Source organism: Rhodovulum bhavnagarense, assembly GCF_004343505.1.
Lineage (GTDB): Bacteria > Pseudomonadota > Alphaproteobacteria > Rhodobacterales > Rhodobacteraceae > Rhodovulum > Rhodovulum bhavnagarense.
Genome location: NZ_SLXU01000030.1, coordinates 1 through 14,880 on the forward strand (window position 1 = coordinate 1; position 14,880 = coordinate 14,880).

Here is a 14,880-nt window from a genome sequence, read left to right on the forward strand (position 1 = left end):
TGATCTCGGGGTGATGATCGCCGATGCGTGGAAATGGTACCAGCGCGGCCCCTATCGCCGCTAGACGGCCTGCGTGGCTGCTGGATGTCTCGCGCGCTGCATGGCGGCAGGACGGGGACAGATCCCGTGCAATCAATAGGCGAGGCAAGCGCGGCCGCGCGTTGTCCGTTCCCCCTAACCTCACGCAAGCTGCAAGGTGATTCCGGCCGGATCGCCATGGAAAGGATGAAGCATGAACATGACCTGTTTCAAGGCCTATGACATCCGGGGCCGGATCGGCGAGACCCTCGACGGTGATATCGCGCGGCGGATTGGTGCTGCTTTCGCACATGTGATGATTGACACGTCGGCCCCGCTTCAGAGGGTTGTTGTGGGCCATGATTGTCGCGAGAGCAGCCCAGCCCTAAGCGCGGCGCTGATCGAAGGGTTGCGCGGGCAGGGGGCAGATGTGCTCGATCTCGGTCTGGCCGGAACAGAGGAGGTCTATTTTGCGACGGCGCATCTGGGCGCGGCGGGCGGGATCGAGGTGACGGCCTCGCATAACCCACAGGACTATAACGGCATGAAGCTTGTGGGTCCCGGTAGCCGCCCGATCGATCCCGCAACCGAGCTTGTCGCGATCCGTACAGCGGCGCAGGCCGGTGACTTGCCCGTCGCGGGGCGCAAGGGCACCTGTGAGAGCGTATCGGTTCGCGAGGCCTATGCCGCCTGCATTTGCGATTTCGTCGATGCGCGCGCGCTTCGGCCGATGCGGATCGTCGTGAATGCGGGCAATGGTACGGCCGGTCCCGCCTTTGACGCGATCGCGGCGGAACTGCGCCGCCGGGGCGCACCGCTGACCTTCGTGCGCATCAACCACGAGCCTGACGGGCGTTTTCCGAACGGCGTGCCTAATCCGCTCCTGCCGGAAAACCGTGCTATGACCGCAGAGCCCGTCATCGCTCAATGGGCGGAGCTTGGTGTCGCCTGGGATGGGGATTTCGACCGTTGTTTCCTGTTCGACGAGACCGGGGCCTTTGTAGACGGGGAATACGTGGTTTCCTTGCTTGCCGAGAGTTTCCTGGCCGGGGAAACCGGCGCGGCCATCGTTCACGATCCCCGCATCGTCTGGAATACCCGTTCGGCGATTGCCCGCCATGGCGGGCGCGCGATTACCTCGCGCACCGGCCATGCCTTCATGAAGGCCCGGATGCGCGAGGTGAACGCGATCTATGGCGGAGAAATGTCGGCCCATCACTACTTCCGGGATTTTTCCTATTGCGACAGCGGGATGATTCCCTGGCTGAAGGTAGTCGAGTCCCTGTCGCGCACCGGGCGCAGCCTGGGCCAGGCGGTCGGCAAAATGCGGGCCGAGTTTCCCTCATCGGGCGAGATCAATTTCACGGTCGTCGATCCCGCCGCAACAATTGCCGCGATCGTGGCGCAGCTCGGCCCGCAGGCAAGAGAAATCGATGCGTTGGACGGGGCAAGCCTTGAATTCGCGGATTGGCGGATGAACCTGCGCGCATCGAATACTGAGCCCCTGCTCAGGCTTAATGTTGAAACTCGCGGCAACCGCGTCCTGCTCGAGGAGCGCGTTGGAAACCTGAGCGAGCTGATCAACCGCCTGTCGGTCAACTAGCTGCGCGTCAATCCCTTGCCTGTTCCGGGCAGGCCAGGGCCTCATCAGGACGAGAGGCCCCTCTGGTGGCCAGCCGGATCACGCTCTTCTCCCAACATACTAATTTATTTTGGAAATATCACGGGCAGGCCAGCTAAATCAGCGGGTTGCTTGGCGAATGTGGATTAAGAGGAGATTCGTTTCATGACACAAGGGGTCTGCCTGACGGGGCGCCAGGTTCGCGCCGCCCGTGCTGTCCTGAGGTGGTCGGTCAAGGAGCTTTCGGAGCGCTCCGGTGTCGGGTTCGCGACGATCGTGCGCTATGAAGAGCAGGTGGGTGTCCCCCGTTCGCGCAAGGGCAACCTGGAAAAATTGAGGCTTGTCTTCGAAACCGCGGGCATCGAGTTCGTCGGCACCCCCGACGACCGGCCCGGTCTGCGCATCGGCACGCCGCGCGGCTGAGCTGCGGCGGGCGACAAATCCTCGGGAACGCCTCTTTCCGGATATGCATCGTGCTTTCATCATGGAGAGCCGCGAAAGCCAAGCGTCTTTCCACTGTCGCGCTTGCGGATTCCGCGCCCATGCCGACCACAATGCTGCGTTCAACATTTTGCGTCGGAACACGGCGTCTATGGTCGTGGAGGAAGGGCATCGGCTCTCCGTTGAAGCGACAACCATGACGGTGGAAACCCACCCGAAAAATCCCCCTCCTTCAGGTGCGGGAAGATGTTAGGGTGTGCCCGCAGAGCTGTTGATCCCTTAAAGCGCTGCCGCCCCCCTGAGGCCGTAACCCTGGGACAGTGCCGTGTGATCGTGTCGAACAGATACGCCAGAGGGAAGGGGGGCGCGGGATCGGTCGCCTGCCGATTAACATGGCCCATCTGTCCTCACGCGAGGTTAGTGGCGACCACCTTTTGAGTGGCCGCTACTGCTCTGCCATTAGTGGTGTTGGTAAGTTGATGAGTTTATTGCTCGATTAATAGCCTCGTACTCATTAACAACACCGCCTCCATAGCGCCTGACTCCTTAACCAATGATTTCATTTTCAAGGGCTGGCATGCGACATCTTGGCGAAGTTCGCTGCCGGGCGGGCACAGGTGTGCGTGCTGACCCAAATCGCGCCCCACAAGCCCCTTCCAACCCGCTGGATTGGTGGGGGAGCCCGCATGGATGGGGCGCTCAGTCCGGGCGCTCCTGCGTACGGACATAATCCTTGATCGTTTCGAGCGGCGCGCCACCGCAGCTGGCGACGAAATAGGAGGGCGACCACAGCGCCCCTCCCAGCCTCTTGAGTTGCGGAAAATCGCGCCGCAACCTTCGCGATGTCGAGGTCTTCACGGCATTGACGAAGTCCGCAAGCGCCTCTGCCGGCGGCAGGGCGACCAGCATATGCATGTGATCGGCCTCGGCGCCGAACTCTTCGAGCAGGCCGCCGCGGCTCTCGCACCGTTCTCGTACCGCCGCCTCGGCCGCTGCAATCATCGGGCCGGTGAGGACATTGCGCCGGCGCTTTACGACCAGAACCAAATGGTAGTGGAGGCTGAAAACACAATTGTTCGTGCGGGTATAGTCTTGAAGTGTCATGGGGGAGCCAATATTGTTTTCGCATCATGACCGCAACCCGCTCCCTCTCCTTCAAGCTCTATCCCGCCCCGGCCCAGGAGGCGGCGATGTGGCGCAAGAACCTGGCGCTGAAGGACCTGTGAACGCCGCGCTCGAAGAACGCATCGGCGCCTGGCGCCTGGCGCCGCGGCGTCCGGATCCGCCTGTCGGACCAGGAAAAGGCGCTGAAAGAGATCCGGGCCGGCCTCGAGGGGTGGCGCGGCCTCGTGCACACGCACGAGGCACAGGTCGTGCTCAAGCGCCTGGATCTTGCCTTCAGGGCGTTCTTCCGCCGGCTGCGTACGGGCGGGAAGCCTGGCTTCCCGCGTTTTCGCAGCGCCGAGAGGTTCCGCGGCTGGGGCTACAAGGAACATGGCAACGGGTTCAAGGTCGAGATGCGCCCGGGCTGGCGCCACGGCCATGTCACCCTGTTCGGCATCGGCCGGCGGAGGGCCCGCGGCTGGATGCTGAACCTGGTGGTGGAAACCGACTGCGCCGAACGGGCGCGGGCGGAGGGTCCCGCGATCGGTCTCGACTGGGGCGTGTCCACCTTCGCTACCATCGCCCATGAGGACGGAAGCTTCGAGGAGGTTGCGAACGCGCGTCCTTTCGACCGGGCGAGAGCGGATCTGTGCGCGCGCCAGCACCGCCTGTCGGCCGCGGCCCGGGCCAGGAAGATCTCCCGGGCCGCGCTGAAGCGGCATCGCGAGGCGCTGGCGCGCCAGCATGCGAAATTGGCCGCGAAACGGAAGGATTTCCTGCACAAGATCTCCGCCCGCATCGCCGGCCGGCACTGGCTGGTTGCGACCGAGGCGCTGGCGGTGCAGGCCATGACCGGCTCGGCGTGCGGCACGGCCAAGGCCCCGGGCCGGAACGTCGCCGCCAAGGCCGGCCTGAACCGATCGATCCTTGATGCGGCCCCGGCCGCGTTCCTGAACATGCTCCGGTACAAAGCGGAAGGTCTGCCATCGATCCGCGCAGCGGATCAAGGGCTCCAGTGGAGCGCTTGAAGATGGCAGACGGTGCGGAGTTTCTCGAGGCGCCGACGCGGCAGTTAAAGCCGTCGCAGCGCTGCCCTGGCTGCGGACGGCTGCGGAAGAAAACGCTGTCGGAGCGTCGCCATGAATGCGATTGCGGCTGCAGCCTGGGACGAGACCAGGCCGCGGCGCGCGTGCTCTTGCAATGGGGGCTCGAGCAAGAGCGCCGACTGCAAGAGCACGCGCTCGGAACGATCACGCCGGCCGGGACGGTCGGGGTCTCGGCGGCGCAAGCCGCCTGAGACTGAAACCCCTTCCAACCGACTGGATTGGTGGGGGAGGTTCATAAGTCGCTGTGCCCCAAAGAAGCTCAGAGGAAAGTCAAGTGTTCCGCGGTCAGTTCCGCCGTGTCGAGATCGGCACCGTAAACCCGAATGACGTGGGCCTCGTAGGCGATTTCCACACCGCCTGAGATGTCGGTGACCTCTACGCTCCCGGGTCCGCCGTGGACACCGGTCATGACGAGGCTGTCCAGCCCGATTTCGAAGTCTTCCACGATGTCCAACTGCGGAGGGCTGGCCTGTTCGAAATTGAAGTTGAACTGATCGCCCCCGGCGCCCCCGTTCAGGGTGTCATCACCGTCACCTCCATTGATCGTATCATCCCCGTCGCCGCCACTGATGACATCGTTGCGCCCGCCGCCCGCGAGAAAATCGTCACCAAGCAACCCATAGATCGTGTCATCGCCTTCTCCGCCGCCGACAGTGTCATCTCCTGACCCGCCCTCAATGAGGTCGCGCCCCGGCCCGCCGCCGATATTGTCGTTGCCGGCCCTGCCATCGATGAGATCGTTGCCAAACGATCCGCTCAGCTGATCGTTTCCGGCCTCTCCGAAAATCTCGTCATCGCCGGGACCACCGGCGACGATGTCGTTGCCCGCGCCGCCCATGATGATATCGTCGCCCTGGCCGCCGCCGATGACATCGGCGCCGCTTTGGCCGTAGATCGTGTCATGCCCCTCACCTCCCCCAATCGAGTCGTCGCCTGCCCCGGCCTTGACGAAATCGTCTCCGCCCGATGCGGCGATATCATCGCTGTCGCTGCCGCTGATGATCGTGTCGTCTTCGCCGGTCCCGGCCGGGGCGGGTGCCTGGCCGATGGCGTGGCTGTTGGTGGTTGTAGCTGCATGATCCCCGAACGGGATAGCCGGGGAAGCAGAAGGCTGGTCCCCGGTCAGTTCAATCACCACGGCAACCGTTTCGTAATCTTGCAGGACCGGGATCGAGACAGCCTCGCCGATCAGTTCAGGTTCGAAGGCCTCCAGCGAGGCCGTCGCATGGGGCAAAAGGTGGGCATCGGGATCGTTGTCGGGCGCGCCGGTTTCGGTGACGACACGAAAAGCCTCGATGGAGGTGATCCCTTCGATCTGCTCGACATCCAGCAACACCTCGATCCCCTCGCTCGGGATGTCATTGGCGGCGAGGAAGACCACTTTGGTGTCGGCATCCTCGTAGGCATAAGCCATGATCTCGTCATCGCGGGAGTTGGCCTGGAACCCGTCGAGCAGGTAGAGCCCGGGCAGAAGCGTCGCCATGAGTGAAATCGTGGCGCCTGCGGGGGTGAGCATCATCTCTCCGTCCTGCGCATAGCTGATCGCGTTCAGGTTGGACACCGCGACCCCCCAGAATGCCGCCTGATCCATTCCGTATGAATGGAGGGTCGAAAACATCTCCAGATAGGCACCGCTTCCGGCGGCACCATAATCCTGGTAAGCAAGCTCGACTTCGGCGATATCGTTTGCCGCTGCACCGATTGTGATGGCCGAAACGAAAAGGTCGACCTCCGGGCTCGCGCCACCGGCAGCGTCTATGGCGTCCAGCCATGCCTGATGATAGCCGTTTCGACTTTCCCAGTTCGTCTCGCCGACATCCAGCGGGTCCAGGTCGGGCCCGCTCTGCGGTTTGTCTATGGCCCCGAAATTCAGCGGCAGGGCATGGGTGACGATGCTGTCGATCGCCCTCAGGGCTTGATCAGACATCTCGGCCCGGATCGCGCTATCATCGGCGGCCGAGTATCCCATCTGAACGGCGATGTCGATCTCCGCGCCCACGAGGTTGATCTGGGGATCGTTGAGTGCGTGATCGATTGTCGAGATGAAGGCGTCAGCGATCTCGCCATAACCGGCTGCGTTGTCTTCGAACGCTGCGAGTGCATCGTATTCATTGCCGATTTCCAGCGTGAAGTGCGCCGGAAGCGCTCCGTACGCGCCCGACAGAAGATCCTCCAGGAAGAGTTGAAGATCGGCGATGCCCTTGTCGATATCCTCGACATAACGCGCTGTCGGTATGATCATGGAGAAATTGAGATCGTGCTCGACGGCATAGGCCAACATGTCCACGAGGTCGGGCCTCTCGCGGTTCGGATCCGGGTTGAAAAGCTGGGTGCCGTCGAAAAGCCCGTCGATCTCCAGGCCGTATATATCCGGTTGCACCTCCGATAGCGTCCCGCCGGGCCAGCGCAGGGTTGACAGCCCAAGCTGGCTGAACTGCTCGTCGAAGTCATCGAAACTGGAAAAGCCGGTCTGCACCGCACCGAATTCGTAGGCGGACACGGCGTCCGATCCCGGAACGACCGTGCCAAAATTCACCTCGACCTCAACTTGCTCCATCTCACCACCCCGAGAGTTCAGCAAGCCCCCACGAGGCCCAGTAACTTTCTGGGTGGTTAAGTTGAGCTTAACTTATTGATTTTGAGAAAATAAATATTTAACAACTTCTTGCGTGTCCTCATGGAACAGGCAGATCGGCCGCGCGAGGGGCGCTCTTGCGGCCTCCATGGCTGATCATTCCGACTCCTTAAGCCGTTGCATGCGCAAGAGCTTGGGTGTCGGCCTTGCGAATATGCCCAACGCAGCGCCGCCTTCTTACTCGAGGCCGGCCAGGGGGGCTCCTAGTGTGCTTTGGCCTGCTCAAGGCTCCCCGTGATCGGATCTGCGCGTCGTCAGATCAGTCCAGTTCGGCGCGAGAGAGCATCGTGCGCCAAAGCGGGGCGGGCATGAGAAGCTCTTCCATGTCGAACCACATCACGATGCGTGTCTCTTCGTCGACCGGGCGCATTGGGCCGAACGTGTCGCCGATGATCCAGCGCCTGCCGGTGCTTGATGTGTAGATCCCGATCGCGTGATCCATCCCATGCACCGATAGCGTGCCCGGGCGCGACTGAACGAGGGCAAAATCGAGCTGTCCGGGCGCTACCCCTGCGCAAATCGCCAGGGAAATCGCCGTAAGTGCGAAATCGTCGCAATCTCCCTCCACGATATCGTCCCCCAGCAGGAGCTCGCGCGCAAGGCTCGACCAATCGTCCTGACCCGCAGCGTCGGGGCGGTAGCGCAGGCGATGGCGCACGAAGCGATCGATCCCGCGCAGGATCGCCACGCTGTCGCCGTAGGGCAGGCCAGTAGCCCGGTAAGCGTCGTCAAGTCCCGCACAGCTCTGTACCCAGGGTTGATCGACGATCAGCCGGGTTGGTCCGCGGAGCTCCAGGGGCAAGCCCGAACGGGGCTTGACAGCCAGAAGGCCAGCATCACAGAGTGTCAATAAGAGAAAGTTCTCGTCCGAGGCGATTGGGGGGGTTGCATGGCTCTGTTGTGGAGCAAGAGCCATGCTTGCATGCATGAGGAGGATGCATGCAGAAACATGTCTGCGCATGTGGGGCCTGTTGGCTGGGGGTGTCGGACGTGCTCTGCCTAGCCTGAGGTCACGTTGGGTCTGACCTCGGGCCTTTGGTGGTCATGGATCGTTGGCTAGAAATGTTTGTTTCGGGGGTTCCGTTCATGGCCACCCGGTTGGTTAGAGGATCGATACCCACACAAACGGCGCGGTCGGCGCGCGGTTTAGCTGTCCGCTTGTCTTGAGTCTGAGTGCTGATGATCTTCGATGGGCTGCGTTGGTCTTGGCTGCGCGGTGCAGTCGAGTGGCGCTGCCTGCGAAGATGTCATCCTTCTGAAATCCGTGACATTTAATGTTATCATAAAGAAAATATTTTCTTGTCCGTGGGTTTGGGGTATAACGGCGCCAGGAACAACTGGCGGATGTTCGCGCGCGCTTGGTCGAGGCCGTCTTCGAGGAGAGTTCTCATGATCGGTGGTCGAAAACTATTTATCGGGACGGGGATGTTGCTCTCGATTCTGGCCTGGGAGGGGCTCGACCGAAATGGCGGTGTGCTTGCGCAGCAGGCCGAGCCGCAAGAGGACGCCGTTCCGGCACCTGATATCGAGAATGAAGTCGAGCTAGACCTGGCAGCTCTCGTCGAACTCTTCCTGGCTGATCCCGACCTTTTCATCGCGGAAAACAGTCCCGAGGTCGTGTCGGAAGTTGTCGCACTGGTGGTGGTGTCTGATCCCGGGGCCGCGGATGAGATCATTGCGCTGGCCAACCGCCAGGCGGGCGAGACCGCGGTAATCGCGATCGCGGAGGGTCTGGCCAAGGCCACGGTCCAGCTCTCCGCCCAGGGTGAGAGTGATGCCGCGGCAGCGATTATCGCCAGCGTGGCAACGCTGGGATCGAACGCACTGGCGACGGGCTTTACCGAGAGCGTGGTTGTCCAGAGTGCGGAGATTGCGGCCGAGCCGATCGAGGATGACGTCGTGCCTGCCGAGGAAATTGCACCCCCGGCAGAGCCAGTCGCGCCGATCGGCACGGATGCGGCGACGGGGGCTGATGCGGCCGATGCCGGGGGGGATGGCACGTCCTCCAATGACCCTGCCTTGGACGGTGCGTCGCCATCCCCGGGACCCGATACGGGGGATGGTGGGCTTTCGAGCGGGGATGAGGACCCACCGGCCAGCCCGATCCAGTAAGTTCCTGATAGTCGAAGGGAAAAAGACTGGTCACGGCCAACGCTGACCCGCGTCGGCGTCAAGATGGGCGCTTTGGCGCTATTGAGGATGAGAGAGCGATGACGATTCTTGGTTCCGAGGGCAGGGCGCCTCGGTCTGTCGATGCGAACACCACTCAACCTTATGGCGATAGCCCCCCGGACGAGATCGATGTCAGCAAGCTCTTCGCGGTTGTGAGGCGGCGATGGCGTGTTCTGTCCATCGGCGTGATTGTCGGTTTGGCGCTTGGGCTGGCCTATGTGGCGACCACCACGAAGATCTACCAATCGGCGGTCAGTATCAGCCTCGATACGGTCGAAGCGGCGAACCTTCGCGAACTGTCCGGGGTGCAAAGCGTTCCGCTGACCGAGTCCCAAGTGACGACGGAACTCGAAATCATCCGCTCCGAGGCCATCGCCGAGCAGGTCGTTGCGCGTCTTGCGCTCCAAGATAATGCGGTGTTCATGACGCGTCCCCAGACGGGGGTCTCGCGCCTGAAGCGCCTGGCGGGCAAGCTCTTGTCAGGATCGGCCGAATGGATCCTGCCGCAGTCCTCCGATATTCCCCCCTTGCCCCCTTCCGCGGAGGACCAAGAGGCGGCGCGGCGCGAAAGGGCAGTATCGATTCTGCTTGGCAATATGGGGGTTAAGCGGCTGCGTGACAGCCGGATCGTTTCGATTTCCTACAGCGCGCTCTCGCCCGACCTCGCCGCCCGTGTCGCAAACGCGATTGCCGAAGTCTACATCACCGATCAACTGGAATCCAAATACGACTCTACCGAACGCGCAACCAGCTGGCTCAAGCAGCGCTCCGACCAGCTGCGTGAAGAACTCGCCCAACTCGATGCCGAAATCGAGAGATACAAGCTTGCCAACGGCCTTGTCAGCGTTTCAGGAACCGATACTTCCGATTCCGAGCTCGCGCGGCTGGCCACTCAATTGTCACAGGCGCAAACGATTCTCGTGTCGCTTGAGGCAAAGCAGCGGCGCTTGCAGGAGATCGTGGAGCGCGGCGATACCAGCGCCGCGGTCAGCGCGACCGCGACTCAGGCGATTACTTCCGAGCTGAGGTCTCGTTTCCTCGACACGCTGAAGGATTATAACTCTCTTGTCAGTCGTCTTGGTGCCGAGCACGAACAATCGTTGCGCCTGAAAGGCGAACTCGATCAGATCCAGTTCCTGATGTTCGAGGAGATCAAGCGAAGCGAGAGGATCACCCGGAACGACATCGCCCTCGCCGAGGAAGAGGTGCGCCGGCTTCGCTTCGCCAAGGCCAAGAAAGAAGAGGAATTGGGGGCAGGAAGCGAGGCCATCCGCAAGCTGCGCGAACTCGAGAGGAACGCGGAGACTGTCCGGGGTCTCTACACGAATTTCCTCCAACGCTACCAGCAGTCCCTGCAAGAGCAGTCTTTCGCGGTTTCGGATGTGCGCATCATCAACAATGCGCAGGTGCCGGGACGGGCGAGCTCGCCCGACGCCAAGCGGATCGCGGTGTTGAGCGCGCTTCTGGGCCTGATCCTGTCGGGGGCAGGCGTGGCGTTCCTCGAGTTCCGCGACAACAAGATCCGCACCGAAGAGCAACTGCGAGACGCATTGGGGTTCGAGTTTCTCGGCTCCCTGGCCGCGGTGGGCGGTGGCAGGATCAGCCTGCCATTCGGGAGCCGAAAGGCCGAGGCGGGCACGTCCGAGATCGACTTGCCTGCTATCCTGAAACATGGGGTCAAGAAACCACTCTCGACATTCGCCGAGACATTGCGAGCGATCAAGATGGCGATCATGCTGAAGGCGCAGGCCGATCCGATGACACCCACGGGCACGGTGATCGGGCTGATGTCCTGTTTTTCCGGCGAGGGCAAAACCACCGTATCGGCCAACCTTGCGGCATTGCTCGCGAGCCAGGGGCACAAGGTCATGCTGCTCGATGCCGATTTGCGCAATCCGGGCCTTACGCGTGCGCTCCAAAGACCCGTTGAGCATGGGCTGGTTGAAATCCTCCTCGATGATGCCGACTGGCGATCTGCCGTGGTCTCGGATCGGGAAACGGGGCTTGATATCATTCCGGTCAAGCACGGCCGCGCGGTTCATACCAGCGAGTTGATTGGCGGGCAGGGGATGCGGACGCTCCTTTCTGCCCTCAAGCAGGATTACGATTACATATTTCTTGATCTGCCTCCGCTCGCGCCGGTGATCGATGCGCGTGCAGGATTGCCGCTGATTGACGGGCTCGTTTTCGTGGTAAAATGGGGGGCCACGAACCTGCGCGACGCCGAGAAAGTCCTTCAGCGGGACCCGCGGATCCGCGAAAAAGCCGTCGGGGCGATCTTAAATTTCTTCGATGCGCGCAAGGCACAAGCCTACGGTGACTATGGGGCGTCTTATTATTACAGCGCGGCCTATCGTCGTTATTATCATGATTGAGAAATTTTTTTTTCTGTCTTTCTCGCCCTTGTCCTGCTGCTGAGCGGCGTCGCCCTGACACGCGATGTCCAGTTTGCTGATTACATGGCCCTTGAGCGCGAGATTCGGGCGGGGCGATCGGTGGCCAGCGATCTCGTCCGGATCGCGCCGCTTCTGAACAGCATGGAGCCCGGTGCGCCTGGCTGTGACTATCCGCGGTTACGCCTGCTGGCCATCTTGAGTCTCTACCGGGCCGATCTCCTGGCGCGGCGCCTTAATATATCGCCTTCAGGTCCCTCGGACAACCTGGAACTTCTGCTTGCCCGAGGGGATGCGATGCGCAGACTCCAGGCAGTGTTGCAATGTGCGCCCCGAGATGGCGACATGTGGTTGCGCCTGGCCATCGTTGGACGAAGCCTTAACCTTCCGCCTGAAAAGGTAGAGGCCTATCTGAGGCAATCTTTCATGACCGCACCGTTCGAGGACTGGATCGCCCGCCGCCGTCACTCCTTCTTTCCGGATCACCCGTTCACGCCTATGCCAACGCCCCCGCGATAGGGATAGGAATGCCGGACCGGATGCGATGGGCCGGGTCCTGTGTTCACAAGACTGACAGGAGCGATGGCTGCGCGTGAAAAGGGGCAGATAAATATTTTCATCTTGATAATTTTTGAAGATCGCCTAGTCTTTTTTCCAATCAGATAACACCCATGGTGAGAGGGGCGCGGTGATGAGCCATGAAAAAGATCAGTTCTCACCGAAGACTCGCGAATTACGTGTGGTGGATGCCTCGGCAGAACGATCGAAGGCGTTGGTTGCCGATCTGCTGACCATGATTGAAAGCGGTGATCAGCGCCTGAACGATTATTGCGAGATGGCGGCCCGACTGCGTGGTACGAGCCATGCGTTCGTCGTGCTCGTCTATGCCGATCGGTTCTATTTCGTGGGACGCTACGGATTTGAAGAGCAATCCTATGCCGTTCCGAACGAGGTCCAGCCCGACTGGCGGGGCGACGCGCAGGTGGAATACCTGGATACGAGCGCGGAAATCCCCGGGTTTGATTACTACCCTAGTGAATTGCGTGCACATCGTTACGTGCATTTCGCTCCGCTCAAGATCGACAGGATGCCCATTGGGCTGGTGGGGGTTGCAAATCGAGATCCGATGCCGAAGGCCTCGCCCGATCACCGGGTCGCGCTGGCGGTCATGGCGCGGATGGCGCGAAGCTACTTGCGCAAGCACCAGCTGTTGAAGCGACACACCCAGGAGTTGTTTGGCGTGCTGCAGGGGGATCTCTGATTCTTGCTTTCGGAAAATATTCGGGGGAAAGTCCGGCGGTCAGCTCTGGGTCGGAGAACCCGACGAAAGGGGCGCTGGACTTCGTACCGCAGGCCATTGCCCGTTATGACGCGAGGGGCAGGCTTGTCATGTGCAACCTGCGATACCGCGCGGTCCACTCCAGATCGGCCCCGGTGATCGAGCCCGGCCGGCACTTCGAGGACATCCTTCGTTATGGTCTGGAACATGGCGAATACGCCGAGGCTGTCGGTCGCGAGGAGGAATGGGCGGCAGAGCGTCTGCGGCAGCGCCGATCGGGAAACCATATCTGTGAGCAACTGCTCGCGGATGGCAGGTGGCTTCAGATCACCGAGCAGAAGACCCCGGATGGCGGCCAGGTCAGCCTGTGCGTTGATATCACCAGGCTGAAACAGGCGCTCGCGCGGTCCGACCGGGAGTGGCGCGCAACAATGGCTGCCGCGCGTGATGGCATGGGCATCGCCGATGCAATGGGCAAGGTGCGCCACGTGAACCGCGCCTTTGCCGAAATTTTCGGTCTTGGCTCAGAGACGGACTGTGTCGGCCAGCATTGGCGTATGCTCTATCCGCCGGAAGTGGCCGCGTTTCTGGAAACGACGGCCATCCCCGAGACCAGGCGTCAGGGTCACTGGGAAGGAGAGGTGACAATATGGCGCGCGCAGGGAGGGCGAGTCCCTCTCGAGCTTTCGCTGACCTTGAGAGACGATGGCGGGCTGTTATGCGCGGCCCGCGACATCACATCGCGCAAACGCGTGATGATGGAGCAGGCGCTTCTGCGTGACCAATTGCAGGCTGTTCAGCCTCGCGAGATCGTATCACGGTTCTCATCCGAGATTGGCCATGATTTAAACAACCTGCTGGCGGTGATAGAAGCTTCGGCCGACATGATGCGCGACGGTATAGCTGTCGAGAAAAATGCGGAGCGGATACTGGCCGCGTGTCGGAGCGGCAAAGATCTGGTGTCACGCCTGCGCGACCAAGGGCCCAAGACGTCCGAACGCATCCTCATGGACATCCGTCCCCCGGTATACAATGCCTGTGAACTTCTTCGTGTCAGCCTGGGCGACGAAATCAGTCTTGACCTCGACCAGCCCGAAGATCCGGTGATGATCGACGCGGCCCCGACCGATGTCGTGCAGGTCGTTTTGAATCTCGGGATCAACGCACGTGACGCGGTTTGGGCCACCCCTCCGGGCCGCGAGCGGCATATCGAGGTCAAGGTCGCCCTGGCGGGGGAAGAAGAGCTCGCCGTGCAGCCCCGGATCGGAGAGATTCGGAAGGATTGCCCTTACTGCGTGATCGAGGTCCATGATACCGGCACCGGGATGCCGAAAGCTATTGCGAAAAATATCTTTGTGCCGAGCTTCACGACCAAGGGGGCGAATGGGTCCGGGCTGGGCTTGACCATTGTCGCGGGGGTTGCGCAGAACTACGGTGGTGCGATTGCCCTCGACAGCGTGCTCGGCGGCGGCACAACGTTCAAGTTTTTCTGGCCGCTCCTGCAAGCAGAATTCGAGCCTGTCGGCGCAGCTTGATCTTGTCGATCAGCTCGATCGCTTCTGCCGCGCGACAAACATGTGACCCCGCCGCGGGGCGGGTCTGTGACCTGCCCCCCGGAAGTTCCCTCGCTGTGATGTAGAGTCTGCCCAACCTGAGAAGGAGCAGACGACATGAGGAAAAGCCGTTTCACCGAGGCGCAGATTATCGGGATGATCAAAGAGCAGGAGGCTGGGTTGCCGACCTCCGAGCTGTGCCGGAAGCATGGGCTGAGCCCCGCGACGTTCTACAAGCTCAAGGCCAAGTATGGCGGGATGGATCTGTCCGATGCCAAGCGGCTGAAGCAGCTCGAGGATGAGAATGCGAAGCTCAAGCGGCTGCTGGCCGATGCGATGCTGGACAACGTCGTGCTGAAGGATCTGCTGGGAAAGCCCTGACGACGCCGATGCAACGGCGGGACGCGGTGCTGCGGGGTAAGCGCAGCCTGACCACCCTTGGGCCTGCGGCTTGACTATTCAGCGTAAACGGTGTTCTGTCCCCACCTTCCTGTGATTTTCCGGTTCTGCGAGTCCTTTCCTGTTGGATGACAGGGGTGGAGTTTCTCCATGGAGACT

Annotated in this window: 12 protein-coding genes and 1 pseudogene; 10 read left to right on the top strand and 3 right to left on the bottom strand. The window is 61.5% G+C overall.

Annotated elements, in window-relative coordinates; genetic code table 11:
- The first annotated feature begins 232 nt into the window (after positions 1–232).
- The 3 genes from EV663_RS15145 to EV663_RS16090 all read left to right on the top strand — a co-directional run bounded on the left by EV663_RS15145 (position 233) and on the right by EV663_RS16090 (position 2,333).
- The gene (locus EV663_RS15145; protein WP_132953338.1) at positions 233–1,621 is read left to right on the top strand and encodes a phosphohexomutase domain-containing protein; all 1,389 of its coding nucleotides are present in this window, start codon (positions 233–235) and stop codon (positions 1,619–1,621) included.
- Between the two features lie 183 nt (positions 1,622–1,804).
- On the top strand, positions 1,805–2,062 hold the full coding sequence (locus tag EV663_RS15150; RefSeq protein ID WP_132953339.1) for a helix-turn-helix domain-containing protein: 258 nt from the start codon (positions 1,805–1,807) through the stop codon (positions 2,060–2,062).
- A gap of 61 nt (positions 2,063–2,123) precedes the next feature.
- Positions 2,124–2,333: a zinc ribbon domain-containing protein gene (locus EV663_RS16090; protein WP_207904454.1), complete on the top strand. Its 210-nt coding sequence runs from the start codon at positions 2,124–2,126 to the stop codon at positions 2,331–2,333.
- A gap of 446 nt (positions 2,334–2,779) precedes the next feature.
- On the opposite strand, the gene tnpA is transcribed toward EV663_RS16090, so the two are convergent.
- Positions 2,780–3,184: an IS200/IS605 family transposase gene (gene tnpA / locus EV663_RS15160; protein ID WP_132953341.1), complete on the bottom strand. Its 405-nt coding sequence runs from the start codon at positions 3,182–3,184 to the stop codon at positions 2,780–2,782.
- Positions 3,185–3,429: 245 nt separating this feature from the next.
- On the opposite strand from tnpA, the gene EV663_RS15165 reads away from it, so the two are divergent.
- Both EV663_RS15165 and EV663_RS15170 read left to right on the top strand, forming a co-directional pair.
- Positions 3,430–4,212 (top strand): RNA-guided endonuclease InsQ/TnpB family protein, encoded by a 783-nt coding sequence (locus EV663_RS15165; RefSeq protein WP_165910223.1) that lies wholly within the window; start codon positions 3,430–3,432, stop codon positions 4,210–4,212.
- Between the two features lie 2 nt (positions 4,213–4,214).
- Positions 4,215–4,481 carry a zinc ribbon domain-containing protein gene (locus EV663_RS15170; protein WP_132953345.1) on the top strand — a complete coding sequence of 89 codons (267 nt, stop codon included), beginning with the start codon at positions 4,215–4,217 and terminating at the stop codon, positions 4,479–4,481.
- Positions 4,482–4,549: 68 nt separating this feature from the next.
- Here EV663_RS15170 and EV663_RS15175 read toward each other — a convergent pair whose 3' ends face one another.
- Positions 4,550–6,847, bottom strand: a complete 2,298-nt coding sequence (locus EV663_RS15175; protein ID WP_132953347.1) for a calcium-binding protein — start codon at positions 6,845–6,847, stop codon at positions 4,550–4,552.
- Positions 6,848–7,184: 337 nt separating this feature from the next.
- On the bottom strand, positions 7,185–7,727 hold the full coding sequence (locus tag EV663_RS15180; protein ID WP_132953349.1) for a hypothetical protein: 543 nt from the start codon (positions 7,725–7,727) through the stop codon (positions 7,185–7,187).
- Positions 7,728–8,314: 587 nt separating this feature from the next.
- Here EV663_RS15180 and EV663_RS15185 point away from each other — a divergent pair.
- The 5 genes and pseudogenes from EV663_RS15185 to EV663_RS15205 all read left to right on the top strand — a co-directional run.
- Positions 8,315–9,037 (top strand): hypothetical protein, encoded by a 723-nt coding sequence (locus EV663_RS15185; RefSeq protein ID WP_132953351.1) that lies wholly within the window; start codon positions 8,315–8,317, stop codon positions 9,035–9,037.
- A 98-nt stretch (positions 9,038–9,135) separates the two neighbouring features.
- Positions 9,136–11,472: an AAA family ATPase gene (locus EV663_RS15190; protein ID WP_132953353.1), complete on the top strand. Its 2,337-nt coding sequence runs from the start codon at positions 9,136–9,138 to the stop codon at positions 11,470–11,472.
- A 709-nt stretch (positions 11,473–12,181) separates the two neighbouring features.
- Positions 12,182–12,751: a hypothetical protein gene (locus tag EV663_RS15195; RefSeq protein WP_132953355.1), complete on the top strand. Its 570-nt coding sequence runs from the start codon at positions 12,182–12,184 to the stop codon at positions 12,749–12,751.
- A gap of 74 nt (positions 12,752–12,825) precedes the next feature.
- The gene (locus EV663_RS15200; RefSeq protein ID WP_279432553.1) at positions 12,826–14,304 is read left to right on the top strand and encodes a PAS-domain containing protein; all 1,479 of its coding nucleotides are present in this window, start codon (positions 12,826–12,828) and stop codon (positions 14,302–14,304) included.
- Positions 14,305–14,439: 135 nt separating this feature from the next.
- A pseudogene (locus EV663_RS15205) lies at positions 14,440–14,732 on the top strand (transposase); the annotation flags it as partial.
- Positions 14,733–14,880 lie beyond the last annotated feature (148 nt).